Origin of the sequence: Streptomyces sp. NBC_01257 (assembly GCF_035917255.1) — a bacterium.
Lineage (GTDB): Bacteria > Actinomycetota > Actinomycetes > Streptomycetales > Streptomycetaceae > Streptomyces.
The window spans coordinates 6956136-6981305 of record NZ_CP108472.1; the positions used below are offsets into that span (position 1 = coordinate 6956136).

Annotated in this window: 18 protein-coding genes and 1 pseudogene; 8 read left to right on the top strand and 11 right to left on the bottom strand. The window is 71.8% G+C overall.

Features of this window, described 5'->3' with window-relative positions; translation table 11 throughout:
• Window positions 1-3: 3 nt before the first annotated feature.
• From OG408_RS30390 to OG408_RS30420, 7 genes are all read right to left on the bottom strand, one after another.
• On the bottom strand, window positions 4-1074 hold the full coding sequence (locus tag OG408_RS30390) for an NAD-dependent epimerase/dehydratase family protein (RefSeq protein WP_326673050.1): 1071 nt from the start codon (window positions 1072-1074) through the stop codon (window positions 4-6).
• An 89-nt stretch (window positions 1075-1163) separates the two neighbouring features.
• Window positions 1164-2825, bottom strand: a complete 1662-nt coding sequence (locus OG408_RS30395) for an acyl-CoA dehydrogenase family protein (RefSeq protein ID WP_326673052.1) — start codon at window positions 2823-2825, stop codon at window positions 1164-1166.
• Window positions 2826-2858: 33 nt separating this feature from the next.
• Window positions 2859-3479 carry a TetR/AcrR family transcriptional regulator gene (locus tag OG408_RS30400; RefSeq protein ID WP_266783896.1) on the bottom strand — a complete coding sequence of 207 codons (621 nt, stop codon included), beginning with the start codon at window positions 3477-3479 and terminating at the stop codon, window positions 2859-2861.
• A 173-nt stretch (window positions 3480-3652) separates the two neighbouring features.
• Entirely contained in the window at window positions 3653-4957 is a 1305-nt protein-coding gene (locus tag OG408_RS30405) for a BNR-4 repeat-containing protein (protein ID WP_266783898.1), read from the bottom strand.
• A 232-nt stretch (window positions 4958-5189) separates the two neighbouring features.
• Entirely contained in the window at window positions 5190-6497 is a 1308-nt protein-coding gene (locus OG408_RS30410; protein WP_266783900.1) for an extracellular solute-binding protein, read from the bottom strand.
• Between the two features lie 49 nt (window positions 6498-6546).
• Window positions 6547-7464, bottom strand: coding sequence for a carbohydrate ABC transporter permease (locus tag OG408_RS30415; protein ID WP_266783902.1), 918 nt, complete (start codon window positions 7462-7464; stop codon window positions 6547-6549).
• Complete coding sequence (locus tag OG408_RS30420; protein ID WP_266783904.1) at window positions 7461-8390, bottom strand: carbohydrate ABC transporter permease; 930 nt, start codon at window positions 8388-8390, stop codon at window positions 7461-7463. The genes OG408_RS30415 and OG408_RS30420 overlap by 4 nt, the downstream gene beginning before the upstream one ends.
• 379 nt (window positions 8391-8769) lie before the next feature.
• Here OG408_RS30420 and OG408_RS30425 point away from each other — a divergent pair, with 379 nt between their 5' ends.
• The gene (locus OG408_RS30425) at window positions 8770-11073 is read left to right on the top strand and encodes an FAD-dependent oxidoreductase (RefSeq protein WP_326673056.1); all 2304 of its coding nucleotides are present in this window, start codon (window positions 8770-8772) and stop codon (window positions 11071-11073) included.
• A 70-nt stretch (window positions 11074-11143) separates the two neighbouring features.
• On the opposite strand, the gene OG408_RS30430 is transcribed toward OG408_RS30425, so the two are convergent.
• A complete protein-coding gene (locus tag OG408_RS30430) occupies window positions 11144-11932 on the bottom strand; it encodes an IclR family transcriptional regulator (RefSeq protein ID WP_266783908.1) in 789 nt (262 codons plus the stop codon).
• Between the two features lie 274 nt (window positions 11933-12206).
• Between OG408_RS30430 and OG408_RS30435 the strand changes: the two genes are divergently transcribed.
• From OG408_RS30435 to OG408_RS30455, 5 genes and pseudogenes are all read left to right on the top strand, one after another.
• Window positions 12207-16313: a molybdopterin-dependent oxidoreductase gene (locus OG408_RS30435; protein WP_326673058.1), complete on the top strand. Its 4107-nt coding sequence runs from the start codon at window positions 12207-12209 to the stop codon at window positions 16311-16313.
• 183 nt (window positions 16314-16496) lie between these two features.
• A complete protein-coding gene (locus OG408_RS30440) occupies window positions 16497-17906 on the top strand; it encodes a lipase family protein (protein ID WP_266783910.1) in 1410 nt (469 codons plus the stop codon).
• Window positions 17907-18016: 110 nt separating this feature from the next.
• Window positions 18017-18658: a CatB-related O-acetyltransferase gene (locus OG408_RS30445; protein WP_326673060.1), complete on the top strand. Its 642-nt coding sequence runs from the start codon at window positions 18017-18019 to the stop codon at window positions 18656-18658.
• A 230-nt stretch (window positions 18659-18888) separates the two neighbouring features.
• Window positions 18889-20064 carry a macrolide family glycosyltransferase gene (locus OG408_RS30450; protein ID WP_326673062.1) on the top strand — a complete coding sequence of 392 codons (1176 nt, stop codon included), beginning with the start codon at window positions 18889-18891 and terminating at the stop codon, window positions 20062-20064.
• Between the two features lie 66 nt (window positions 20065-20130).
• A pseudogene (locus tag OG408_RS30455) lies at window positions 20131-20785 on the top strand (zinc-binding dehydrogenase); the annotation flags it as partial.
• Window positions 20786-20888: 103 nt separating this feature from the next.
• On the opposite strand, the gene OG408_RS30460 reads toward OG408_RS30455, so the two are convergent.
• Entirely contained in the window at window positions 20889-21851 is a 963-nt protein-coding gene (locus tag OG408_RS30460) for an electron transfer flavoprotein subunit alpha/FixB family protein (RefSeq protein ID WP_266783916.1), read from the bottom strand.
• Window positions 21852-21908: 57 nt separating this feature from the next.
• Window positions 21909-22694 carry an electron transfer flavoprotein subunit beta/FixA family protein gene (locus tag OG408_RS30465; protein WP_266775645.1) on the bottom strand — a complete coding sequence of 262 codons (786 nt, stop codon included), beginning with the start codon at window positions 22692-22694 and terminating at the stop codon, window positions 21909-21911.
• A gap of 110 nt (window positions 22695-22804) precedes the next feature.
• Here OG408_RS30465 and OG408_RS30470 point away from each other — a divergent pair, with 110 nt between their 5' ends.
• The gene (locus OG408_RS30470) at window positions 22805-23509 is read left to right on the top strand and encodes a TetR family transcriptional regulator (protein WP_266783918.1); all 705 of its coding nucleotides are present in this window, start codon (window positions 22805-22807) and stop codon (window positions 23507-23509) included.
• A gap of 131 nt (window positions 23510-23640) precedes the next feature.
• Window positions 23641-24048: a Zn-ribbon domain-containing OB-fold protein gene (locus OG408_RS30475; RefSeq protein ID WP_405405848.1), complete on the top strand. Its 408-nt coding sequence runs from the start codon at window positions 23641-23643 to the stop codon at window positions 24046-24048.
• Between the two features lie 52 nt (window positions 24049-24100).
• On the opposite strand, the gene OG408_RS30480 is transcribed toward OG408_RS30475, so the two are convergent.
• Window positions 24101-25057 carry an NAD(P)-dependent alcohol dehydrogenase gene (locus tag OG408_RS30480; RefSeq protein ID WP_326673065.1) on the bottom strand — a complete coding sequence of 319 codons (957 nt, stop codon included), beginning with the start codon at window positions 25055-25057 and terminating at the stop codon, window positions 24101-24103.
• Window positions 25058-25170 lie beyond the last annotated feature (113 nt).

Here is a 25170-nt window from a genome sequence, read left to right on the forward strand (position 1 = left end):
GCCTCAGACCGACAGCCCGGCGGCCGGCTCCCGCAGCGGCTCCGCCGCGAACTGCGCCATCCCCGCGGCGAAGCCCACCTCCGGCCTCCAGCCCAGCTCGTCGCGCAGCCTCCGCGAGTCCGCGGTGACATGGCGTACGTCCCCGAGCCGGTACTCACCGGTGACCACCGGGGCCGGGCCCCCGTGGGCCGAGGCCAGGGCCGTGGCCATCTCGCCGATGGTGTGCGGCTCCCCGCTCCCGGTGTTGTACGCGGCGAAACCGCCGGGACCGCGTTCCGCGACCGCCTCCAGCGCGACGGCGTTCGCGGCGGCCACGTCCCGCACATGGACGAAGTCCCGGCGCTGGCCGCCGTCCTCGAAGACCCGGGGCGACTCGCCCCGGGCCAGCGCCGAACGGAAGAAGGAGGCGACCCCGGCGTACGGGGTGTCGCGCGGCATCCCCGGTCCGTACACGTTGTGGTAGCGCAGCGACACCGCGCTGCCGCCCGTCGCCCGCGCCCAGGAGGAGGCCAGGTGTTCCTGGGTGAGCTTGGTCGTCGCGTACACGTTGCGCGGGTCCACCGGCGCGTCCTCACCGACGAGCCCGGGGACCAGTTCCGTACCGCAGGAGGGGCAGCGGGGCTCGAACCGGCCCGCTGCCAGATCGGTCTCCGCGCGCGGGCCCGGCCGGACCGGGCCGTGCCGCAGACAGTCGTACCGGCCCTCCCCGTACACCACCATCGATCCGGCGAGGACCAGACTCCGCACCCCCGCCCCGGCCATCGCGGCGAGCAGCACCGCCGTCCCGAGGTCGTTGCAGCCCACGTAGTCCGGCGCGTCCGCGAAGTCCTTGCCGAGGCCGACCATCGCCGCCTGATGGCAGACCGCGTCGATGCCGCACAGCGCACGGTCCACCGCCTCACGGTCGCGCACGTCCGCCACGACGATCCCGCCGCCGTCCGGCGGGGCGGGGGCGGGGCCGTGGGCCGAGGGCAGCAGGGCGTCGAGCACCACCGCCTCGTGCCCGGCCGAAAGGAGGGTCCGCACGATCTCCGAACCGATGAACCCGGCGCCGCCGGTGACCAGTACACGCATGCCGGCCACGGTAGGCCGCCGGGAGCCCGGACGGCCGTTTCCGACGCGGCACGTCACGGGACCGTAAGCGATGGGCCCGGCGCGGTGGGTCAGACGGGGAGCCGTTCGAGCAGCCCCCCGAAGTCCGTGTCGGCCGGCAGCGTGCCGAAGGCCAGACCGCGGTCCCCGGCCAGCCGGGACGCGCAGAAGGCGTCGGCGACGGCGGCCGGTGCGTGTCGGACGAGCAGCGAGCCCTGGAGGACGAGGGCGGCGCGCTCGATGACACGCCGTGCGCGCAGCGGAGCGTCCTCGGTGAGGGCGAGTTCGCCCCGCAGCTCCCGCCAGGCGGCGTCCAGCCGGTGGTCGGCCCCTGCCGCGGCCTCGATCTCCGTCCGCAGGGCCTGGAGCGACTCCGGCTCCCGGGACAGGGCGCGCAGCATGTCCAGCGCGTTGACGTTGCCCGAGCCCTCCCAGATGCCGTTGAGCGGGGCCTCGCGGTAGAGGCGGGGCATGCCGGACTCCTCGTCGTAGCCGTTGCCGCCCAGGCATTCGAGGGCCTCGGCGACGGCGGCGGGCTGGCGCTTGCACACCCAGTACTTGCCGACCGCGGTGGCGAGCCGCAGGAAGGCGCGCTCCTGCGTGTCGCCCTGCTGCGCGCGGTCCGCCGCGCCGGCCAGGCGCAGGGCCAGCGTGGTCGCCGCCTCGGACTCCAGCGCCAGATCGCCGATGACGTTGCGCATCAGCGGCTGGTCGATGAGCTTCGCCCCGAACACGGACCGGTGGCGTACGTGGTGGGCGGCCTGCGCCAGTGCCGCACGGGTGCCGGCGGCGGAACCGAGTACACAGTCGAGTCGGGTCATCGTGACCATGTCGATGATGGTGCGCACGCCCCGGCCCTCGTCCCCGACGAGCCAGGCCACGGTGTCGTCGAACTCGGGCTCGCTGCTGGCGTTGGAGCGGTTGCCGAGCTTGTCCTTGAGGCGCTGGATGCGGAACGTGTTCCGGCTGCCGTCCGGGAGGACCCGGGGGACCAGGAAGCAGGACAGACCGGCCGGGGCCTGCGCGAGCACGAGGAAGAGGTCGTTCATCGGGGCGCTCGTGAACCACTTGTGGCCGCGCAGCCGCCAGGTGCCGTCGGCCTGTTGCGCGGCCGCGGTCGTGTTGGCCCGCACATCGGTGCCGCCCTGCTTCTCCGTCATGCCCATCCCCGCGAGCAGCCCCGGCTTCTCGGCGGGGGCGCGCAGACCGGACTCGTACACACGGCTCGTCAGCAGGGGTTCGTACGTCTTGGCGAGATCGGGGGCGTGCCGCAGGGCGGGGACGGCGGCGTACGTCATCGAGACCGGGCAGCCGTGGCCCGCTTCCGCGCTGCTCCAGACCATGAAGCCCGCCGCGCGGGCCACATGGGCGCCCGGCCGTTCGTCCGTCCAGGCGGCGCCGCCCAGACCCTCGCTGATCGCCACGTCCAGGAGGGCGTGGTAGGCGGGGTGGAACTCGACCTCGTCGATCCGGTTTCCGTAGCGGTCGTGGGTGCGCAGCCGCGGTTCCTGCCGGTTGGCCTCGTCCGCCCAGCGCTGCACCTCCTCGCTGCCGGCGCGGCGGCCCAGCCGGTGCAGGTCGTCCAGATACCACTCGGCGCCCTCGCGGCGCACGCCCTCGACCAGCACCGGGTCGTCGGCGACGTCGTGCCCGGACAGCGGCGGCGGCTGGTTCGTCACCTCGTGGGTGGTCGCGGTGGGGTGGCTGTGCGATGCGGCCGGCGTCGCGGACATGAGGGGCCCTCCTGAGCGGGGACGGATGACGGATCAGGTGCGGGGGGACACGGGGGCGGCGCCCGCGCAGCGCAGCGCCATGGCGGTCAGTTCGTCGAGGACGTCGTGCGTGTCGTCCGCCTCCGGAGCGCCCAGCGGCGCCACCAGGACCTCGCCGATCGCACCGGTCAGCGCAGCGGCGGTGACCTCACCGTTCTGCGGCGGCAGCAGTCCCTGGGCCATGCCCTCGCCGATCACCTCGGCGAACAGTGCGCGGTAGCGGCGACGGAAGACGAGGCGTTCCGCGCCGACCGCCGTGTCGGCCGGTGCGGCGAGCAGTGCGTAGGCGAGGCCGCGGTTCTCCAGGGCCCGGCGGGCGAACACCCGGACGCCGTCGGCGAGCCGCTCGACGGGGGTCCCGGAACCGCTCAGCACCGACCCGAGGACGTCCACCTCGTGTCCCGCCGCACGGCGGAAGACCTCGACGGCGAGCGCGGCCTTCGACGAGAAGTGCTGGTAGACCGAGCCGGCCGCCATGCCCGCGGCGTCGGCGACCACGGTCACGGACGCCCCCGACCAGCCCACCTCGGCGACGACGTCGGTCGCCCTGGCGACGAGATGCTCACGGGCGGAGGCGAGGCGCGCGACTTCGGCGGGGGTCTTCCGGTAGGCCATGGAAGAAGTGAACCATCATTCATAGTTTCCCGGCAAGGGTCACGACCGAGGGGCAGGGCCTCCGGCGACCGCCGGAAACCCTGCCCCTCGTACGTGTCCCTGTCGCTGCCGCCCGGTACTGCGCCGGTCGGCCCCCGGGCGTGAACCCCGGGGCCGCGAGGCCGGGGCAGGTCTCAGCGGAGTCCGTAGTAGAGCGCGTTGTGTGCCGTGTCCGGCAGGTACAGCACGTCGTGGCCGTCCGAGTCGCGCCGTACCGCGAGCCGGTCCGCGCTGATCCCGGGCGCGGCGGACTGTGCGCTCCAGGTGCCGCCCGACGCCGTCGCGGCGAAGACGCGGTCGGTGCCGGACCCGGTCACGTAGTACACCCGCCCGGCGTCCGCACCGTCCCAGGTGATGCCGAGGGCCGCGGTGGTCTGGCCGGCGGAGTACACGGTCTGGCGGGACCAGGCGCCGCCGCTCGAAGAGGCGTAGTACACCCGGAAGTCGCCGCCGCTGTCGGCCGAGCGGTAGCGGTAGGCGACCTTCGGGGCCGAGCCGTCGAGGGCGAGCTTGGCGCTCTGCACCGCCGGACCCGGGTAGGTGTTGTCGATGCTCCACTCCTCGCCGGCCGTGAGGTCCTGGATCACGTCGGAGGTGGCGGGCGTCACCGGCGTGGTGACGGCCGCGCCCGTGCTGTCCGCGAACGCGCCGGTCGACGGGTCGTAGCGCAGATAGGACAGCTGGTGCCGGAAGGCGGTGGCCGGGGCCTTGGCCCACTCGTACAGCAGGTGCACCCGCCCGGCGGCGTCCACCGCCAGGTCGTCGGGGTACACGGAGCGGTTCAGCGCACCGGCGAAGGTGGCGACCACGCTCCAGCGCGCGGCGGCGTTGTCCCAGCGGTACAGCTTTCCGGGCCGCTGGTCGGAGCCGGCGCCGACGCGTGCGGCCAGGTAGAGATCGCCGTTGGGCGCGGTCGTCACGACCGGGTACGTGATGGCCTGGCCCTGGTCGGGCAGTTCGGCCGCGTGGTCCGTGACGTCGCCGCCCGGGGCCTCGGTCCGGAAGTAGCGCCAGGCGTTGGCGTGCATGGACGAGAACACGTGCAGGCGGCCGCTGCCGTCACGCGCGACGGACGACTGGTTGTGGCCGTTGTCGTCGGGGAACTCCGCCTGCTGTCCGTTCGTGCCGAGCAGCGGCAGCCGGCTCCACACCCCGTCCGGGTCCCGCCGCGCGATGGCCGGGCGGTGCGTGGCGGCCGTCGCGCCCGGCTCGTTGAAGGCGAAGTACGTGTACTGGCCGCGGCCCTTGTACGTGGCGACCGGTGTCCACCAGGCCGCCTGGTTCGACGAGTCCATCGCGTACGGGACCTTCTCGGTCACCGTGGCCGCGGCGGCCGCCGCACGGTCCGTGCCGTCGGCCCGGGCGGCCTGGGCGGGCGTGAGCAGGGCGGCCAGGGCCGCGGCCGAGGCGGCGTACGCGCGTGCCGTGGGACGTCGCAAGGTGAGCTCCTTCGCGGGCGGTGATGGGGGAGGGGAACGGGCGGGACCGGCTCTGCGGGGGTCCTGCTCTCCCTCGCTGCGCCGGAAATTTACAACAAATCCCACATGCTGAATAGAGATTGCACAATGAGGATTCGAGATACTTCATCGGGAAGGCGTATGCGGAACGGCGAAGGGCCCGGGGGAGGCGGTTCCGCCCTTCCCCGGGCCCTTCGTCATGCCGTGCGCCGGATCAGCGCTTGGTGAGGGCGGTGACCTCCTCGCCGGCCTTCCTCATGGCGTCCTTCGGCTTCGACTTGCCGACCAGGACGGCCTGGACCTGCTTGGCCACGGCCTCCTCGATCTGCGCGTTCTGCGCGAACTGCCAGAAGGGGCTGCCGGTCGCCGTCTTCGTGATCTTCTCGGTCCACTCCGTGGTGAAGGTGTCCTGGGCGACCTTCGGGTCGGCCAGGCCCGCGGTGGTGGACGGCGGCAGGGCGCGGGAGGCGAAGTACTCGGTGGTGGTGGCGAGGTCCGAGGTGGTGTGCAGCGCGAACTCGGTCGCCGCGTCCTGTCCCTTGCCGTTGACGATCGCGATCACGCCGCCCCACAGCAGCGCCTGGGGCGTGTCACCGGAGCGCAGCACCGGACGCTGCATCGGCTGCATGGCGTCGGCCAGCGTCTTGTCCTTGGACTGGGCCGAGGTGACGCCCTTGCCGATGATGGCGTCGTCGTAGAAGGCCGCCTTGCCCTGGCCGAACAGGGCGCGCGCGTCGAAGCGGTCCACGTCGGCGGCGATCAGCTTCGCGTCGTGCAGCTTCTTGTACCAGGTGACCGCGTCGACGGAGGCGTCGTCGCCGATGGTCACCTTGCCGCCCTCCATCAGGGCGCAGCCGAAGGTCTGCATCCACGGGAAGATGTCCTTGAGCTGCGCGACCTTGGTGGCCGCCGCGTACGGCACCACACCGCCGCCGAGCCCCTTCAGCTCCCGCAGTGCGTCCTCGAACTCCTCGACCGTGGTGGGGTGCTTCTTGATGCCGGCCTTCGCCAGCAGCTTGGAGTTGGCGATCACCCCGATCGAGCCGGTGTTCCACGGCAGGCCGTACTGCTTGCCGTCGTACACCCCGCTCTTCACCGCCACGTCCGTGTAGCCGCCCTTGGGGGCCACGGAGCCGAGGTCGGCGAGCTTGCCCATCTGCGCCACCGCGGCGAGCCAGGCGATGTCCAGGTGTATCGCGCCGGTCGTCTCGCCGCCGCCGAGCTTGAGGGTGAGCTGGCTCAGATACTCGTTGTACGGGTACGAGACCGCGCGGACCTTGGACTTCTCGGCCTTCTCCCACGCCGCGATGATCTTCTCGATCGAGGGCTTGGCGGCTTCCTCGTTGAGCGACCACGAGGTGAAGTCGAAGTTCTTGGACGCCGTGTCACCTCCGTTGGAGGAGCTGCCGCTGCCGGACGGGGACGGTGCGCAGGCGCCCAGGGCGCCGGCGCCTGCCACACCGAGCGCGCCGATGCCGAACATGCGCAGCGCGCCGCGCCGGCTGATGCCAGAGGTGGTCATGGTCTCTCCATGGGGAGTGGAAGGAAGGGGAGGAGTGCGTGCGGAGCGGCTACTTGACCGAGCCGGCGGTCATGCCGCCGACCAGGTAGCGCTGCAGGAACATGAAGGCGATGATCACGGGGACGGACACGACGAGCGATGCGGCCATCAGCTCCGGCCAGGCGGCCTGGAACTCGCCGATGTACGTGGAGACCAGGCCGGGGGGCAGGGTCTGCTTCTCCTTGTCGGCCAGCGTCACCGCGAAGATGAAGTCGTTCCAGCCGCGGACGAAGGCGAAGAGTCCGGCGGCGATCATCCCGGGCGCGGCCAGCGGCGCCACGATGGAGTGCAGCGTCCGCCAGCGGGACGCGCCGTCGATGGACGCGGCCTCCAGCAGGGCGTCCGGGATGGTGTCGAAGATGCCCTTCAGCATCCAGACGCACAGCGGCATCGTGAACGTGGTGAAGGACAGCACCAGTGCGGTGTACGTGTTCAGCAGGCCGAAGCTGGAGAACACCGCGTACAGCGTCACCAGCAGGAGCGCCTGGGGGAACATCTGGGAGGCCAGCACCAGGTGCATCAGCGAGCGCCGGCCGCGGTAGCGGAACTTGGAGAACGAGTACCCCATGTACGTGGCGACGACCACGCTCAGCACCGCGGTGATGGAGGCCACGATCAGCGAGTTGACCAGGTACTTGATGAGCTGGTCGTTCTCGGCGAGGGCGGTGAAGTTGCTGAAGGTGATCTCGGTGGGGATCAGCTTCGGCGGGAACTGGAAGGCCTGGTCGGGGCTGCTCAGGGCGGTGGCCAGCAGCCAGTAGACCGGCAGCATGCCGAAGGCGCCGATCACCAGGACCGCGGTCCAGGCGGCGATCCGCGAGCGCAGCAGGTCCTTGCGGATCCGGCGCCGCGAGGTGCGGCCCGCGGAGGTGGCGGACGGGCTCAGCCGGTCGGTGCCGGACAGCGGGGTGGAGGTCGTGGAGGTCATCGGGCGTCGCCCTTCCGCTCGGTGATCCTGAGGTAGACGACGACGAGGACGAGCAGGAGCAGCATCCACAGGCCGCCGAGCGCGGTCGCCCGGCCGATGTCGAAGCCCTTGAACGCGGTCTGGTAGACGGCGGTGGCGAAGGTCTCGGTGGCACCCGCCGGGCCGCCGCCGGTGAGCACGTAGATGGTGTCGAAGTGCTGGAAGTTCCAGATGAACTCCAGGAGCAGCACGATCGAGGCGACCCCGCGCACCTGCGGCCAGGTGACGGCGAAGAAGCGCCGGACCGCGCCGGCTCCGTCCATCGAGGCCGCCTCGTGCAACTCCTTCGGCACCGTCTGCAGGCCGGCGAGGAGCATCACCATCATCCAGGGGAAGCTCGCCCAGGTCTTGGTGACGATGACGGCGAGCATGGCGGTGCCCGGCTGCCCGAGCCAGGACACGGACTCCTCGATGATCCCGGTCTTCATCAGCACGCCGTTGAGCACGCCGTAGTTCGCGTTGAAGATCCACATCCACAGGAAGGAGACCACCACGCCCGGGATCACCCACGGGAACAGGAACAGGCCGCGCAGGAAGCCGCTGCCCTTCAGTCCCGAGTTCAGGGCGAGCGCGAGCGCGAAGCCGATCACGAAGGGGAGCAGTGTCGCGCCGACGGTGAAGACCAGGGTCTGCTTGAGGATCGTGAGGAATTCGCCGTCCAGCCAGTAGGCGAAGTTCTCCAGGCCGACGAACTCCCGGCCCGGCAGGCGCAGGTCCTGCTTGAAGAAGCCGGTGAACAGGGCCGACACCAGCGGGTAGATGATGATCGTCGCGAACAGGGCGAGCCCCGGTGCGGTCAGCAGCAGTGCGAACGCGCCGTTGGAGAGCCGTCCGCCGGAGCGCTCACGGTGTGGAGCGTCCTTCCGGGGAGGTGCGGCCGTACTCATGGGTCTGTCCTCTCGAACGGTGCGGGAGCGGTGATACGGGGCGTGGCGCGACGGGCCGTGCTTCGACCGGGGCCCTGGGTGAATGCCATGCATGCTCCATGGAACGCAAGTTGCAGCATGCGGGATCGTTCTCCATATCGTGCGAAGCCGTCAACCCTTTTGGTCGGTGAATCACCGGTTCTGTGCGGGGCCGGTGACGTCGGTGTACCTGCCGTGAGCTCGGCTCCCGGCCCATGGCGACGGTGTCATCGGCTGCGCCGGAAACTTACAACAGATCCCACTGACTGAACAGTGGTTGCACAATATGGATGTGATGTACGTTCAAGGCCGCTCCGTCGCGGCGGGGCGTATCCGAGCGTCACACCGAGGAGGCCGCCCCGTGCGGGAAGAAGAGGTCCACTACGACATCGCCGTCATCGGCGGCGGCCTGGCGGGGACCTGTGCTGCCATCGCCGCCGCCCGGCTCGGCCGGCGCGTCGCCCTGGTCAACAACCGGCCCGTCCTGGGCGGCAACGCCAGCAGCGAGATCCGGGTCTGGGTCTGCGGCGCCACCGCCCACGGCGTGCACCGCTGGGCCCGCGAGACCGGCATCATGGGCGAGCTGTACACCGAGAACCAGTACCGCAACCCCGAGGGGAACCCCTACTACTGGGACCAGGTGGTCCTCGACGCCGTCCGGGCCGAGCCCGGCATCGACCTGTACCTCAACACCGACGTACGGGAGGTCGTGGCGAGCGGCCCGGAGGACGCCCGCGAGGTGCACTCCTGCACCGGCTGGATGATGGGCTCCGAGCGCCGCATCACCTTCCACGCCCGGCAGTTCCTCGACTGCACCGGCGACGGACTGCTGGGCCACCTCGCCGGCGCCCGCTACCGCATCGGCCGCGAGGCCCGCGCCGAGTTCGACGAGCCCTGGGCGCCCGAGGAGGGCGACGAGGCGCTGCTCGGCTCGACGATCCTGTTCCACACCAAGGACCTGGGCCGGCCGGTGAAGTTCGTACCGCCCGCCTACGCCCGCGACCTCACCACGACGCCCATCCTGCGCAACCGGGTGCTGAACACCGGCGACAACGGCTGCGACTACTGGTGGATCGAGTGGGGCGGCGAACTCGACACCGTCCACGACAACGAGCGCATCCGCGACGAACTCCAGGGCGTGATCGCGGGCATCTGGGACCACATCAAGAACTCCGGAGAGTTCCCGGACGCCGAGAACCTGACGATGGAGTGGGCGGGCAGCCTCCCGGGCAAGCGCGAGTACCGCCGCTTCCTCGGCGACCACATGCTGACCCAGCAGGACATCCTCGGACAGCGGCAGTTCGACGACCGCGTCGCCTTCGGCGGCTGGTCGGTCGACCTCCACCCGGTGCAGGGGATGTACGCGGACGAGCCCGGCGCCCGCCAGCGCTACGCGGACGGCATCTTCCACATACCGCTGCGCTCCCTCTACTCGGCGAACGTCACCAACCTGCTGTTCGCGGGACGCAACATCTCCGCCACCCACATCGCCTTCGGCGCCACCCGCGTGATGGCCACCTGCGCCACGCTCGGCGAGGCCGCGGGCACGGCCGCCGCGCTCTGCGTCGCCGAGGGTGTCGGCCCGCGCGAACTCGCCGCCAAGCGCCCCGAACTGGTGCGCCGCGCCCTGCTGCGGCAGGACGCCTCGGTCATCGGCCTGTCCGACGACGACCCCGACAACCTGGCGCGCACGGCCGTCGTCAGCGCTTCCTCGCACCTGAGCAGGCTGGCCGCCGAACCCACACCGGCCGCGCCCGGCGAGCCGTACCCCCTCACCCGCGACCTCGCGCTGCTGCTGCCGGTGGACCCGGCGCTCGACACGGTCGACCTGCTCGTCCACGGCGCCCCGGACGGGCCGCCGGCCGAACTCACCGTGGAGCTGTGGACCACCGGCCGCCCCGAGAACGCGGTCCCCGTCGGCCACCTGCTCACCACCACGGCCACCGTCCCGGCCGGCGGCCCCCACTGGGTCACGGCCCGGCTCGGCCACCGCCCCGACAGCCCGGAGAACGTCGTCCTGATCGTCCGGGCCTGCCCCGGTGCGTCCCTCGTCCTGGTGCCCGAGCGCACCGACGGCGTCCTCGCGCTGCGCAGCAGGGCCGAGGGCGACGCGGCCGTCGACCACGACATCCCCGAGGAGGAGGGCCAGCTCGTCCTGGAATGGCAGGCGCGCGGTCTGCGCCGCCGGACCTTCGCCTTCCGTGCGGCCCCGGAGACCTCGGCGTTCCGGCCCGAGCGGGCCGTCGGCGGCTTCCAGCGCGCCTACGGCGGACCGCAGATGTGGTCGTCCGGGCCGTCGGCGGGTCACCCGGACGGGGCGGGGCAGTGGCTGCGCCTGGACTGGCGGCAGGAGCAGCGGCTCGCCGAGGCCCGTGTGGTGTTCGACGACGACGTCGACGAGTACCTCAACAACCTGCACCGGCACCGCACCCCGTTCGAGGTGATGCCGGAACTGGTCCGCGACTACCGCCTCCAGAGCCGCGAGCCCGACGGCACCTGGCGCACGCTGCTGACGGTGACGGACAACCGCCGCCGGCACCGCGTGCACGCGCTCACCGGCGAGGACGGCGGGCCCGTGCGCACCGAAGCGCTGCGGCTCGTGGTGGACGCGACGCACGGGGCGCCGCGCGCGCATGTGATCGCGTTCAAGGCGTACGGCGCGTAGGGGGAGCGGACGAAGGGGCCCGGAACAGGTCGGCCGAACCTGTTCCGGGCCCCTTCCGCTGTCGCGCCGCTCAGACGGCGCCGAGTGCCTGGCTGATGGCGTCGGCGGCCTCGATGACCTCGCGGGTGAGGGCGAGGCGCTGTCCCTCGGTCTCGGTGCGGTCGCCGAGGAGGGAGGTGGGGCCCCAAAGCGAGATGGCGGCCACCACATCGCCCGAGGCGTCGCGGACGGGCGCCGCGAGGGAGGCGCGGCCCAGGGCGCGCTCCTCGGCCTCCACGGCGTAGCCGGTGCGGCGGACCGTGTCGATCTCGGTGTCCAGCAGATCGTGGCTGGTGGTCGTGTAGTCCGTGTGCGCTTCCAGCGGTTCGGGAAGCAGGGTGCGGCGCTCCTTGGGCGTGAGGCCGGTGAGCAGGCACTTGCCGATGCTGGTGGCGTGCAGCGGGGCGGTGTGTCCGGCCTGTGTGTACGACTTGGGGGCGCGGGACCCCTCGAAGTTGCACAGGAACATCAGCTCGGCGCCGCGCCGGACGGCTGCGTTGGCGCCCAGCCCGGTGCGGGTGGCGAGGTCCTGGAGGACCATGCGCGCGGCCCGGTGGACGGGGTGCCGGTTGGTCGCGGTGGCCGCGAGGGGCAGGATGCCGAGGCTGAGCCGGTAGAGATTGCTGACCGGGTCGCGCTCGACCATGTCGAGGCGTTCCAGCGTGGACAGCAGGCGCGAGGTGGTGGACGAGCCGAGACCGGTGAGTTCGGCGACGTCGGAGACGCGTAGTTCGGCGCGGCCTGAGTCGAGTGCGCGCAGCACCGAGGCCGCTCGTTCGACGCTCTGGTTCGTCCCGGCGTCGGTCGCACGCGTAGCCATGACCCTCCTCATTTTGCAAACCGCTTGCACATTCTGCATCAGCATATCGCGTCGGCCCTGGGCGTGTTCCTGGAATCCGGGTGCCCGTGGCCGGTCCGTATACGGATATCCGTGGTGATTCACGGTGTGTCCGGGGGGTCCGGGCCACCGGCTCACAGTGCCGCTCCGGCGGCTGTGTGAAGGGCGTTACCGCCCATGATCGGCCGGGGTCACATCGGCGTAACGGGCAATTCGTACGGTCGGGACACGATCCGATCCACAGAGAGGCCACCCGGTGTCCACACAGGAGTCGCGGACGGCGAGCGCCCAGGTTCGGACGGTCTGCTCGTACTGCGGTGTGGGGTGCGGGCTGGTCCTCGACATCGGGGCCGGACCCGACGGCCGCCGTACGGTCCTCAAGGCGTCCGGTGACAAGGCGCACCCGGCCAACGCGGGACGGCTCTGCACCAAGGGCGCGACCACGGCCGCCATGCTCGCCGCCCCCGGGCGGCTGACCACCGCGCTCGTGCGCACCGAGCGCGGCGCCGAGCCGGTCCCCGCCGAGGTGGACGCGGCGATCGCCGACACCGCGCAGCGGCTGCGGAGCATCATCGACGAGCACGGGCCCGACGCCTTCGCGCTCTATGTGTCCGGGCAGATGAGCCTGGAGGCCCAGTACCTGGCGAACAAGCTGGCCAAGGGCTTCATCGGGACCAACCGGATCGAGTCCAACTCCCGGCTGTGCATGGCGAGCGCGGGCAGCGGCTACAAGCTCTCCCTCGGCGCCGACGGGCCGCCCGGCTCCTACGACGACTTCGAGAAGGCGGACGTCTTCCTCGTCATCGGCTCCAACATGGCCGACTGCCACCCGGTCCTCTTCCTGCGCATGATGGAGCGGGTGAAGGCCGGTGCCCGGCTGATCGTCGTCGACCCGCGCCGGACCGCCACCGCGGACAAGGCCGGTCTCTTCCTCCAGATCAAGCCCGGCACGGACCTCGCGCTGCTCAACGGCCTGCTGCACCTCCTGCACGAGAACGGCCGCACGGACACCGGTTTCATCGCCGCGCACACCGAGGGCTGGGAGGCGATGCCGGAGTTCCTCGCGGACTATCCGCCCGCGGCCGTCTCCGCGACCACCGGAATCCCGGAGGACGACATCCGCCGGGCGGCCGAGTGGATCGGCGCCGCGGGGGAGTGGATGAGCTGCTGGACCATGGGGCTCAACCAGTCCACCCACGGCACCTGGAACGCCAACGCCCTGATCAACCTGCACCTGGCGACCGGCGCGATCTGCCGCCCCGGCAGCGGCCCGTTCTCGCTCACCGGGCAGCCGAACGCCATGGGCGGCCGCGAGATGGGCTACATGGGCCCCGGGCTGCCCGGTCAGCGGTCGGTCCTGGTGGACGAGGACCGCGCCTTCGCCGAGGAGCTGTGGGGGCTCGCACCCGGCACCGTACGCAAGGACGGATCCGGCGAGGGCACCGTCGACCTGTTCCGGCGGATGGCCGGGGGCGAGATCAAGGCGTGCTGGATCATCTGCACCAACCCCGTCGCCTCGGTCGCCAACCGCCGCACGGTCATCGAGGCGCTGGAGACGGCGGAACTCGTCATCACCCAGGACGTGTTCGCCGACACCGAGACCAACGCCTACGCCGACGTCGTGCTGCCGGGCGCCCTGTGGACCGAGACCGAGGGCGTCCTGGTCAACAGCGAGCGCGTGCTCACCCTGGCCCGGCCGGCCGTTGAGCCGCCGGGGCAGGCGCTCGCGGACTGGCGCATCATCGCTCGGATCGCCTGCGCGATGGGATACGCGGACGCCTTCTCCTACGCCGGCGCCGAGGAGATCTTCGAGGAGATCAAGCGCGCCGCGAACCCGCGCACCGGCTACGACCTGCGCGGGGTGACGTACGAGCGGCTGCGGGTCACCCCCGTCCAGTGGCCCGCCGCGTCCGCCGACGGTCCGGACCGCAACCCGATCCGCTACACGGCCGGGGGCGGCGGCCCGGTGTTCCCGACGGAGAGCGGCCGGGCCGTCTTCTTCGCCCGCCCGCACGTCCCGGCCGCGGAGATGCCCGACGACGACTACCCGTTCGTCCTCAACACCGGCCGGCTGCAGCATCAGTGGCACACCCTGACCAAGACCGGAAAGGTCGACCGGCTCAACCGGCTCGCCCCGGCCCCGTTCGTCGAGATCCACCCCGGGGACGCCGCACGGCTGGGCATCGCGGAGGGCGACTCCGTCGAGATCGCCTCCCGGCGCGGCCGGGCCGTACTACCCGCCGTCGTGACCGACCGGGTGCGGCCGGGCTGCTGCTTCGCGCCGTTCCACTGGAACGACCTGTTCGGCGAGTACCTCAGCGTCAACGCCGTGACCAGCGACGCCGTCGACCCGATCTCCTTCCAGCCGGGGTTCAAGATGTGCGCGGTGACGCTGGCGAGGAGCGCGGCTCCCGCGGCACCCGTCCCGTCGCTCCCCGGCGGCCCCGCAGCGGAACCGGCGGTGATCGTGCCCACGGCCGTCCGGCCCGGCGCAGCCTCGGTGTTCGGGATGGCGGACACCCCGCCGCCCGTGCTCGCCGCGCACGAACGCCAGTACCTGGTGGGCTTCCTGGCCGGACTGGAGTCGGGTGCGCCCGGCGTCCCCGTGCTGCCCGCGGGCGCACCGTTCAGCGAGGACCACGCCCGGTGGGTGAACGGTGTGCTGGCCGGCATGCACTCGCGTACCCCGCACACCGGCGGGGCACCGGACACGGCGCACACCGCGTCCGCGGAGCGTGAGGTCCTCGTGCTGTGGGCCTCGCAGACGGGCAACGCCGAGGAGTTCGCCGCGGCCACCGCCGACCGGCTCACCGCCACCGGGCACCGCGCCGCGCTCCTCGGCATGGACGACACGGACCTTGGGTCCCTCCCGCCCGCCGCCGACCTGCTGCTGATCACGAGCACCTTCGGCGACGGGGACGCCCCCGACAACGGATCGGGCTTCTGGGACGCCCTGACGACGGCCGACACCCCGCGGATGGACGGCCGCCGCTATGCGGTCCTGGCCCTCGGGGACTCCTCGTACGACGACTTCTGCGGCCACGGACGCCGGCTCGACCAGCGGCTGGACGAACTGGGGGCGGTGCGCCTGGCGCCGCGCACCGACTGCGAACCGGACTACGAACCCTCCGCCCACGCCTGGCTCGACCACGTCCTCGGCAGCCTCACCGCACCGGCACCCTCCCCGGCGGCCGTACCCGCGCCGGCGCCGGCTCCCGCCCCGGCCCCGCCCGCGCGCCGCGCCAGGCCGGCCCCCGCCACCGCGCGGCTCACCGGGAACCGCCTCCTCAGCCTCCCCGGCGCGGCCAAGGAGGTCCGCCGCTTCACCCTCGACACCCGTGACAGCGCCGTTCCGCTGGTCTACGAGGCCGGAGACGCGCTCGGCGTGCACCCCGTCAACTGCCCGGAGCTGGTGACCGAATGGCTCGCCGTCACCGGACTCGACCCCGCGGCCCCGGTCGAGATCACCGGAGCCGGCGAACTCCCGCTCGCCGAAGCACTGCACCGGCACCTGGACATCACCCGGCTCACCCCCGCCCTGCTGGGCTTCCTCACCGAGCGCACCGGCGACCGGGAGATGAAGAAGCTGCTGCGCCCCGACAACAAGGGTGAACTCGCCCGCTGGTCGTGGGGCCGGCAGGCCGTCGACGTCGTCGCCGAACACCCCGTGCACGCCGCGCCGCAGGAGTGGGCCGGTGTCCTCAGGCGGCTGCAGCCCCGTCTGTACTCGATATCGTCCAGCCCGCTCACCGACCCGCACCAGGTGTCCCTGACGGTCTCCGTCGTCCGGTACGAGAACCTGAACGGCCGCCCCCGCAAGGGCGTGTGCTCGGCGTTCCTCGCCGACGCCGCCCCGGACGCCCCGGTTCCGGTGTTCGTCCAGCGCTCGCCGCACTTCCGGCCGCCCGCCTCGCCCGGCACCCCCATGGTGATGGTCGGGCCGGGGACCGGCGTCGCGCCCTTCATCGGTTTCCTGGAGGAGCGCCGGGCCCGCGGCCACGGGGCCCCCAACTGGCTCTTCTTCGGCGAACAGCACCGGGCCACCGACTTCACCTACGAGGACGAGCTGACCGCCTTCCTCGCCGACGGCACCCTCACCCGCCTGGACACCGCCTTCTCCCGCGACCAGCGCGCCAAGGTCTACGTCCAGGACCGGATCCGGGAACACGGCCCCCGGCTCTGGACCTGGCTCCAGGACGGCGCGCACTTCTACGTCTGCGGGGACGCCGCGCGGATGGCCAAGGATGTCGACCGGGCGCTGCGCGACATCGCCGTCACCCACGGCGGTCTCGGTCCGGACGCGGCGGCTCTGTACGTCAAACAGCTCGCCGCCGACAAGCGGTACGTCCGGGACGTCTACTGACCGCCCGGGACGCCCACGTACCGTCCGGGACATCCGACTTCCGTCCCGGGCCGGGTGCGTTCACGGCGCTGACCAGCCATCACGCGATAGTTACCCTAGCGTAACTTACTCGCGGGTTACTTGCGGTAACTACCGCTGCTAGCTTGCGCTCACCCGCATCCGGAGCAGAGCGAGGAGTGAGCTGTGAGCCGCAAGAGCACCCGTTCGCTTTCCACCTTCCCCCCGAGGTCCCCCCTGGCCTCCCCCGCCCGCCGGCCGTCCGGCGGCCTGCGCGCGGCGGCCGTCGCCGTGACCGCGGCGGCCTGCGTCGCCGCGTACGCCGCGCCCGCGTCCGCGTCCGTCGGCGACGGGTCGCAGCCCGTGGTCTCCCGGGGAGTGACCATCCCCGACTTCTACAACCCGCCGGCCGGACTCCCGGCCGCCAACGGCGAGCTGATCCGCCATGAGCCCCTGCCCCTCGGGCTGAGCCTGCCGGGACTGGACGGCCGCCCGATGCCCGGCACGGCCACCCGGCTGATGTACCGCTCCACCGACTCGGGCGGGCAGCCCGTCGCGGTGACCGGCGCCTACATCGAGCCCTCGGCCGCATGGAAGGGCTCCGGCCCGCGACCCCTGGTGGCGCTGGCCTCCGGCACCGTGGGCCAGGGCGACCAGTGCGCACCCTCCCTGAGCCTCCAGCACCCGCTGGCGCTGACCCCCGAGACGGTGTCGGTCGGCTACGAGACCCTGGCGATCTACCGGCTGCTCTCCGCCGGGGTCGCCGTCGTGGTCACCGACTACGTCGGCCTGGGTACGACCGACCGGCTCCACACCTACGTCAACCGGCTCGACCAGGGCCACGCCCTGCTGGACGCGGCCCGTGCCGCGCACCGGCTGCCCGGCACCTCGATCACGGCCGACTCGCGCACCGGCCTCTACGGCTACAGCCAGGGCGGTGGAGCCAGCGCGTCCGCCGCCGAACTCCAGCCGTCCTACGCGCCCGACGTCAAACTCGCCGGCACCTACGCCGGTGCGCCGCCCGCCGACCTGACCGCGACCATGAAGGGCATCGACGGCAGCGCCCTCGCCGGCGCCCTGGCCTGGTCGATCAACGGGTTCTCCCAGGCCGACCCCGACCTGCGGGAGGTCGTCGAGGCCAACGTCAACGACACCGGCCGGGCCGCGCTGAAGGACGCCTCGACCATGTGCGTCGGCGACGCGATCTTCGGCTACGGCTTCACCAAGAGCACCAAGTGGACCACCAGCGGCAAGTCCCTCGGTGACGTCATCGCCGCCGAGCCCAAGGCGCAGGCGGCCCTGGACCGGCAGCGCATCGGCACCCTGAAGCCCGCCGGGCCGGTGCGCCTGGCCACCGGGGTCCAGGACGACATCGTGCCCCACGCCCAGGCCCGCCAACTGGCCGTGGACTGGTGCCGCAAGGGCGCAGCCGTCACCTACGACGCGGTCGTCCTGCCCAACCTCGGCGACAAGCTCCTGACCAACCACCTGGTCCCGCTGATCACCGACCAGGGCGACGCGATCTCCTGGATGACCGACCGGCTCTCGGGCAAGGGCACCACGTCGAACTGCTGGACGATGCCGCTCCAGCCCTGACCGGATGCCGTCCGCCCCCGCCCCGCCCGGCCAGAACCGGTGTCGCGGCGAGGGCGGCGGCGCGATCATGGGAGCGGTCCTGTCCGCAACCCGTGAGGGAGCCGCCCGCCATGCCCGTACCGGCCGATCCGACCGTCCTCCACCCGATGCCCGGCCAGCCACGGGTCGTCCAGCTCAGACCGCTGGTGAAGTCCCCGCTGATCGAGGTGGGGGAGTACTCCTACTACGACGACCCGGACGACGCGACCGCGTTCGAGACCCGCAACGTGCTGTACCACTACGGTCCGGAGAAGCTGGTCATCGGCAGGTTCTGCGCGCTGGGCACCGGGGTGCGGTTCATCATGAACGGCGCCAACCACCGCATGGACGGCCCCTCCACCTTCCCCTTCCCCACCCTCGGCGGCTCCTGGTCGGACCACTTCGATCTGCTTACCGGACTGCCGAACCGGGGCGACACCGTCGTCGGCCACGACGTCTGGTTCGGGCACGGCGCCACCGTGATGCCCGGGGTGCGGATCGGCAACGGCGCGATCATCGGTGCCGGCTCGGTGGTCACCAAGGACGTGCCCGACTACGGGATCGTCGGAGGCAACCCGGCCCGCCTCATCCGCACCCGGTACGACGACCGGGACATCGCCCGGCTGCTCGCCCTGGCCTGGTGGAACTGGCCCCCGGAACACGTCACCGAGCACGTACGCACCCTCATGTCCGGCAGCATCGACGAACTCGAAGCGGCCGCCCCGCCCCGGTGACGGCGCCGGTGTCCGGGACCGCCGCAAAACCACGTGCGGCGGTCCCGGACACCGATTAGGGTTTCCGGCATGCAATTCCTTCAGATCTACGGCTGACGCGGACGGGGCAGCGCCCCGGCCTCCGTCCCGGCACCTCCGTGTGCGCGCCCACGACCCGGCTCCGTCCGGGCGGGCCGGCGCACCGGTCCGCCGTGTCCCGTTCGCCGCAGACCTGAATCGAGTGATCTTCCATGTCACGTCGCCGTGCCCACATCGCCATGGTCGGCATCCCCGCCGTCAGCCATGTCCTGCCGAGCCTCGAAGTCATCCGTGAGCTGGTGGCCCGCGGCCACCGGGTGACCTATGCCAACGACCCGGCCGTGGCCGACCGGATCGAGGCCACCGGCGCCGAGTTCGTCCCGTACGGCTCGGTGCTGCCGGTCGCCGACAACAACTGGCCCGACGACCCGATCGCCGCGATGAGCGTCTTCCTCGACGACGCCGTCCAGGCCCTTCCGCAACTGCGCGCCTTCTACGACGACGACCCCGCCGACCTCTACCTGTACGACATCGGGGCGTACGCCGCGCGGGCGCTCGCCGAGTCGCAGAAGCGTCCCCTGATGCAGCTGTCCCCGACCCTCGTCGCGTGGGAGGGCTACGAACAGGAGGTGTCGGCGCAGCTGTGGGCGCTGCCGGGCGCTGACGCGTACCGGGCGAGGTTCGACGGGTGGCTCGCCGGCTGCGGCGCCTCCACCACCGCCATGGAGGTGTTCTCCGGCCGCCCCGCGCACACCCTGGCGCTCATCCCCCGCGCGATGCAGCCGCACGGCGACGACGTCGACACCGGCACGGTGACGTTCGTCGGCCCGTGCTTCGGGGGACGCGCCGCCGAGCAGAGCTGGACCCGCCCCGCTGACGCGGAGCGCGTCCTGCTGGTCTCGCTGGGCTCGGCGTTCACCGACCGCCCCGAGTTCTACCGCCAGTGCCTGGCCGCGTACGGGGACCTGCCGGGCTGGCACGTCGTGCTCCAGGTCGGCAAGACCACCGACCGGGCGGTGCTCGGCACCATCCCGGACAACGTCGAAGTGCACTCCTGGGTGCCGCAGCTGGCGATCCTGGAACAGGCCGACGCCTTCGTCACCCATGCGGGCATGGGCGGCAGCTCCGAGGGCCTGTACACCGGGGTCCCGATGATCGCGGTTCCGCAGGCCGTCGACCAGTTCATGAACGCCGACCGGCTGGTGGAACTGGGCGTGGCCCGCCGTATCGACACCGCGGACGCCACCGCCGATGCGCTGCGGACGGCCCTGACCGAACTGGTCGCCGACCCGGAGACCGCCCGCCGCTCGGCGGCGCTGCGCGCCGAGGCGCGGTCCGAGGGCGGCACCCCGCGGGCGGCCTCTCTCGTCGAGGAGTTGCTGGACTGACCGCTACTGGTCGGCGAGCAGGAGCGCGGTGCCGAGCCGGGTGAGCCGGTCCGTGAGGTGGCCGCGGTCCTGTGTGGTGCCGGTGCGGGCCGCGTTGTCGATGACGGTGAGCCCATCGGCTGCGGCGTCACCACGGGCATCGGCGCCGCCCTCAACACGGCGAAGGTGAAGCCGGGTTCCTCGGTGGCCGTCATCGGCCTGGGCGGCGTCGGCATCAGCATCCTCCAGGGGGGCCAAGGTCGCCGGGGCCGCACGGATCATCGCGGTCGACCCCACCGAGAACCGCCGCGAGACGGCGCTGCGGTTCGGTGCGTCCGAGGCCGTCGCACCCGAGGACCTCGCCGCCACGGTCGAGCGGCTGACCGGCGGATACGGCGTCGACTACGCCTTCGAGGCGGTCGGCAGGTCCGCGACGCTGCGCGCCGCGTACGACGCGACCCGGCTCGGCGGCACCGTCTGTCTGGTCGGCGCGGGCTCACTGCAGGACCTGCCCGACATCTCCATGGCCGAACTGGTCCTCAAGGAGAAGAAGATCCTGCCCTCGTTCTACGGCGGCGACGACATCCGCCGGAGCTACGCCACCATCATCGACCTGTGGCGCGCCGGCCGCATCGACCTGGAGTCGATGATCACCCATCACGTGCCGCTCACCGGCATCAACGAGGCGATCCGCCAGATGCACACCGGCGAGGCGCTGCGCACGATCATCGACATCGCCTGACCGGCGAAAGCCGGACGAACGACGGATCGGGAACGGCCCGGGGCCGCGCGGTGGGTTCACCGCGCGGCCCCGGGCCGTCGTGTTGTGCTGTGTGCCGTGGGGGTCAGCCCTTGCGGGTGTTGACCTCGTCGGTGAGCTGGGGGACGACGTTGAAGAGGTCGCCGACGACGCCGTAGTCGACGAGGTCGAAGATCGGGGCCTCGGCGTCCTTGTTGACCGCGACGATGGTCTTCGAGGTCTGCATGCCGGCCCGGTGCTGGATCGCGCCGGAGATGCCCGAGGCGATGTAGAGCTGCGGCGAGACGGACTTGCCGGTCTGGCCGACCTGGTTGGAGTGCGGGTACCAGCCGGCGTCGACCGCGGCGCGCGAGGCGCCGACGGCGGCACCGAGCGAGTCGGCGAGGGCCTCGATGACCGCGAAGTTCTCCGCGCCGTTGACGCCACGGCCGCCCGATACCACGATCGCGGCCTCGGTCAGCTCCGGACGCCCGGTCGACTCGCGCGGGGTGCGCGAGAGCACCTTCGTGCCGGTGGCCTGCGCCGAGAACTCCACCGCCAGCTCCTCGACCGCACCCGCGCCCGCGACCGGTTCCACCGGCGCCGAGTTCGGCTTCACCGTGATCACCGGAACACCGCGCGAGACCCGGGACTTCGTGCTGAACGACGCCGCGAACGCCGACTGCGTCGCCACCGGACCCTGCTCACCGGCCTCCAGGTCCACCGCGTCGGTGATGATCCCCGACCCGATCCGCACCGCGAGGCGGGCCGCGATCTCCTTGGCCTCCGCCGACGACGGCAACAGCACCGCCACCGGCGACACCGCCGCGCACGCCGCCTGCAGCGCGTCGACCTTCGGTACCACCAGGTACTCGGCGTACTGCGACGCCTCCGAGGTCAGCACCCGCACCGCGCCGTGCTCACCCAGCACACCGGCCGTGCCCGCGGCACCCGCACCCAGCGCCACCGCGACCGGCTCACCGATACGACGCGCCAGCGTCAGCAGCTCCAGCGTCGGCTTGCGGACCGCACCGTCCACATGATCGACAAAAACGAGAACTTCAGCCATGGAACTTCAATCTCCTACACCGAGACGGAACAAAGACGACGGATCGGACCCGGAGGGTCAGATGAACTTCTGGCCGGCCAGGAACTCGGCCAGCTGCTTGCCGCCCTCGCCCTCGTCCTTGACGATCGTGCCCGCGGTACGGGCCGGACGCTGCGCGGCGGAGTCGACCGCGGTCCACGCGCCACCCAGACCGACCTCGTCCGCGTCGATCCCCAGGTCGTCCAGGTCCAGCGACTCGACCGGCTTCTTCTTCGCGGCCATGATCCCCTTGAACGACGGGTAACGGGCCTCACCGGACTGGTCGGTCACCGACACCACCGCCGGCAGCGACGCCTCCAGCTGCTCGGACGCCGTGTCACCGTCCCGGCGGCCCTTCACCACACCGCCCTCGACCGACACCTCGGACAGCAGCGTCACCTGCGGCACACCCAGCCGCTCGGCCAGCAGCGCCGGAACCACACCCATCGTGCCGTCCGTCGACGCCATCCCCGAGATCACCAGGTCGTAACCCGTCTTCTCGATCGCCTTCGCCAGCACCAGCGACGTACCGATCACATCCGTGCCGTGCAGATCGTCGTCCTCGACATGAACGGCCTTGTCCGCACCCATCGACAACGCCTTGCGCAACGCGTCCTTGGCATCCTCCGGACCCACCGTCAGCACGGTGACCTCCGCATCGTCCGCCGCGTCCGCGATCTGCAACGCCTGCTCGACCGCGTACTCGTCCAGCTCCGACAGCAGCCCGTCGACATCCTCACGATCCAACGTCAGGTCATCGGCGAAATGCCGGTCACCGGTCGCGTCGGGCACGTACTTCACACAGACAACGATCCTCAAGCTCACGCCGGCTCTCCCTGTACTTCGTGGTGTCTCTGCAACGATCCTATGGCACTCAGTACCCTGGGTAAAGGTACCCAGTATCGAAGGCTCCATTCTGATGCTACGTTTCCGGCATGAGCGATGACCGCGGGCCGGCCAAGAAGCCTCCGATGCGTGAGGTGCTCGCCGAAGCGGCCTTCGCACTCTTCCTGGAGCGCGGTTTCGAGCGGACCACGGTGGACGACATCGTCGCCAGCGCGGGGGTGGGGCGGCGTTCGTTCTTCCGCTACTTCCCCTCGAAGGAGGACGCGGTCTTCCCCGACCACGAGCGGTGTCTCGCGGACATGACCGCGTTCCTGGAGACCGCCGCGGGCGGCGACCCGGTGGAGACGGTGTGCGACGCGGCCCGGCTGGTGCTGCGGATGTACGCGGAGAAGCCGGAGTTCTCCGTGCAGCGCTATCGGCTCACCCGGGAGGTGCCGGGTCTGCGCACCTATGAACTCTCCGTCGTGCGCCGCTACGAGCGGACCATGGCCGGGTATCTGGAGCGCCGGTGGGAGGGTGCTCCGGACGCGGCCCTGCGTGCCGAGGTGGCCGCCGCGTCCGTGGTCGCCGCGCACAACAACGGGCTGCGGTCCTGGCTGCGTTCGGGCGGCAGGGGCGATGCCGGGGCCGAGGTCGACCGGGCGCTCGAACTCGTCCGGACCGTGTGGGGCTCGGCGGCCGAACGGCCGCCCCTGCCCGCCGCCGAGGACGACGTGATCGTGATGGTCGCGCCGAAGGGCGCCCCGTTGTGGCGTGTCGTGCAGCGCATCGAATCGGCTCTGGGCGACGAATGAACCACCACTGAGAGCTAGTTCACCTTCTATCGGCACTGAGTACCTTTACTTCGTGGAACTAAGTGCCCTACGGTGCCGTTGTGCCGTCGCCACAGGTGCGGCGCACCCAGTCGAGTGCGGGAGGCCGAGGCGTGTTCATCACCGGAATCGACGTGGAGCCGACGGCTCGCGAGGCGGCCGAGCAGCACCGCACGGAAGGCCTGACCTACCAGGTGTGCCGATGGTGCGGCACGACGTCCTTCCGTAAACTCCTGTGCCCCGTCTGCGCGTCGAGCGACCTGGAGTCCGAGCACAGCGACGGCCATGGTGTCGTCGTGCGGTCCAGCGTCGTGAACCGCTACTCGCGCATCATGCGCAACGAGTCCCTGGTCCGCTTCCCCGAGGGTTTCGTCTACCGGTGCCGCATCGTGGGCGCGGCGCCGCATCTGGTGAGCGTCGGTGACCGGGTCAGGCCCGTGGACGGCATGACCTCCGAGGCGGGCGAGGTGGTGCTGGAGCTGTGCGACCCGCCCGGCATGGCCGACTGGTACCGGGGCTGACCGGCCGCGTTCGGCCGCACTGGGCCGTCGTTCCCCGGCCGACGGGCGGCCGTCAGCCGATCTCGATGACGTGCTTCCCGCGGACGCCGCCCGCTTCCAGTGCCCGGTGCGCGGCCGCGATGTCGTCGAGAGGGCGGACGGTGTCCACGACCGGGCGGATGTCGCCGCTCTCCACGTGACGGGTCAACTGCGTGAGCAGGGGGGTGTGCGGGTTCCCGCTGAAGAACCGCACCCGCCGTGAGCCGTGCACGGCCGAGGCGGCGATGTACGCGAGGGAGGGGACGAGGTTGTCCACGTCGAAGGCCAGGGCGACCATGCGTCCGCCCGGGGCCAGCAGCTTCCGGAACGCGGCGTGCCGGGTGCCCACCGTGTCCAGCACGACGTCGAAGGTGCCCAGCCCGTCGGGGCCGGTCGTGCGGTAGTCGAAGGCCTCGTCGGCGCCCAGGGAGCGGACGAAGGCGAGGTTGCCCGCACCCGCGAGCGCGGTGACATGGGCGCCCAGGACCTTGCCGACCTGGACCGCCACGCTGCCGACACCGCCGCTGCCGCCCCGTACCAGAAGCCGTTCGCCGGGCCTGAGGCGCGACTTGTCGGTCAGGGCGGTCAGGCTCGTCGTGCCGCCCGCCAGCAGGGAGACCGCCTCCACCGGGGTCAGGTTCGCCGGGGCCGGCGCGATCTGGCGCGACGCGACCGCGACGTACTCCGCCGCGCTGCCGAGCCGCCGGGGCAGCACCCCCCACACCCGCTCACCCTCCCGCACCCCGGTCACCGACCGGCCCACCGCCGCGACCTCGCCGGCGAAGTCGATCCCGGTGCGCTGGGGGAAGCGGCGCCCGGTCACCAGCCGCACCCTGCCGGCCCGGCCGTACAGCTCACCGCCGTTGACCCCGACCGCACGGACCCGCACGAGCACCTCACCGGGCCCGGCCACGGGCACGGGCACCGTGCCCGTGTACAGCACGTCCGGGGGGCCGTAGCGGTCGTAGAGGGCTGCGCGCATCTCGTTCATGCCGTGTCCTGATCTGCCGGGGGAACCACGGGCGGAACAGCTGTTCCGCCTCTGTCCCCTCAAGCTAACAAGCTAAGTGGATGGCACCTTCCGTTTACCGTAAAGTGAGAGAC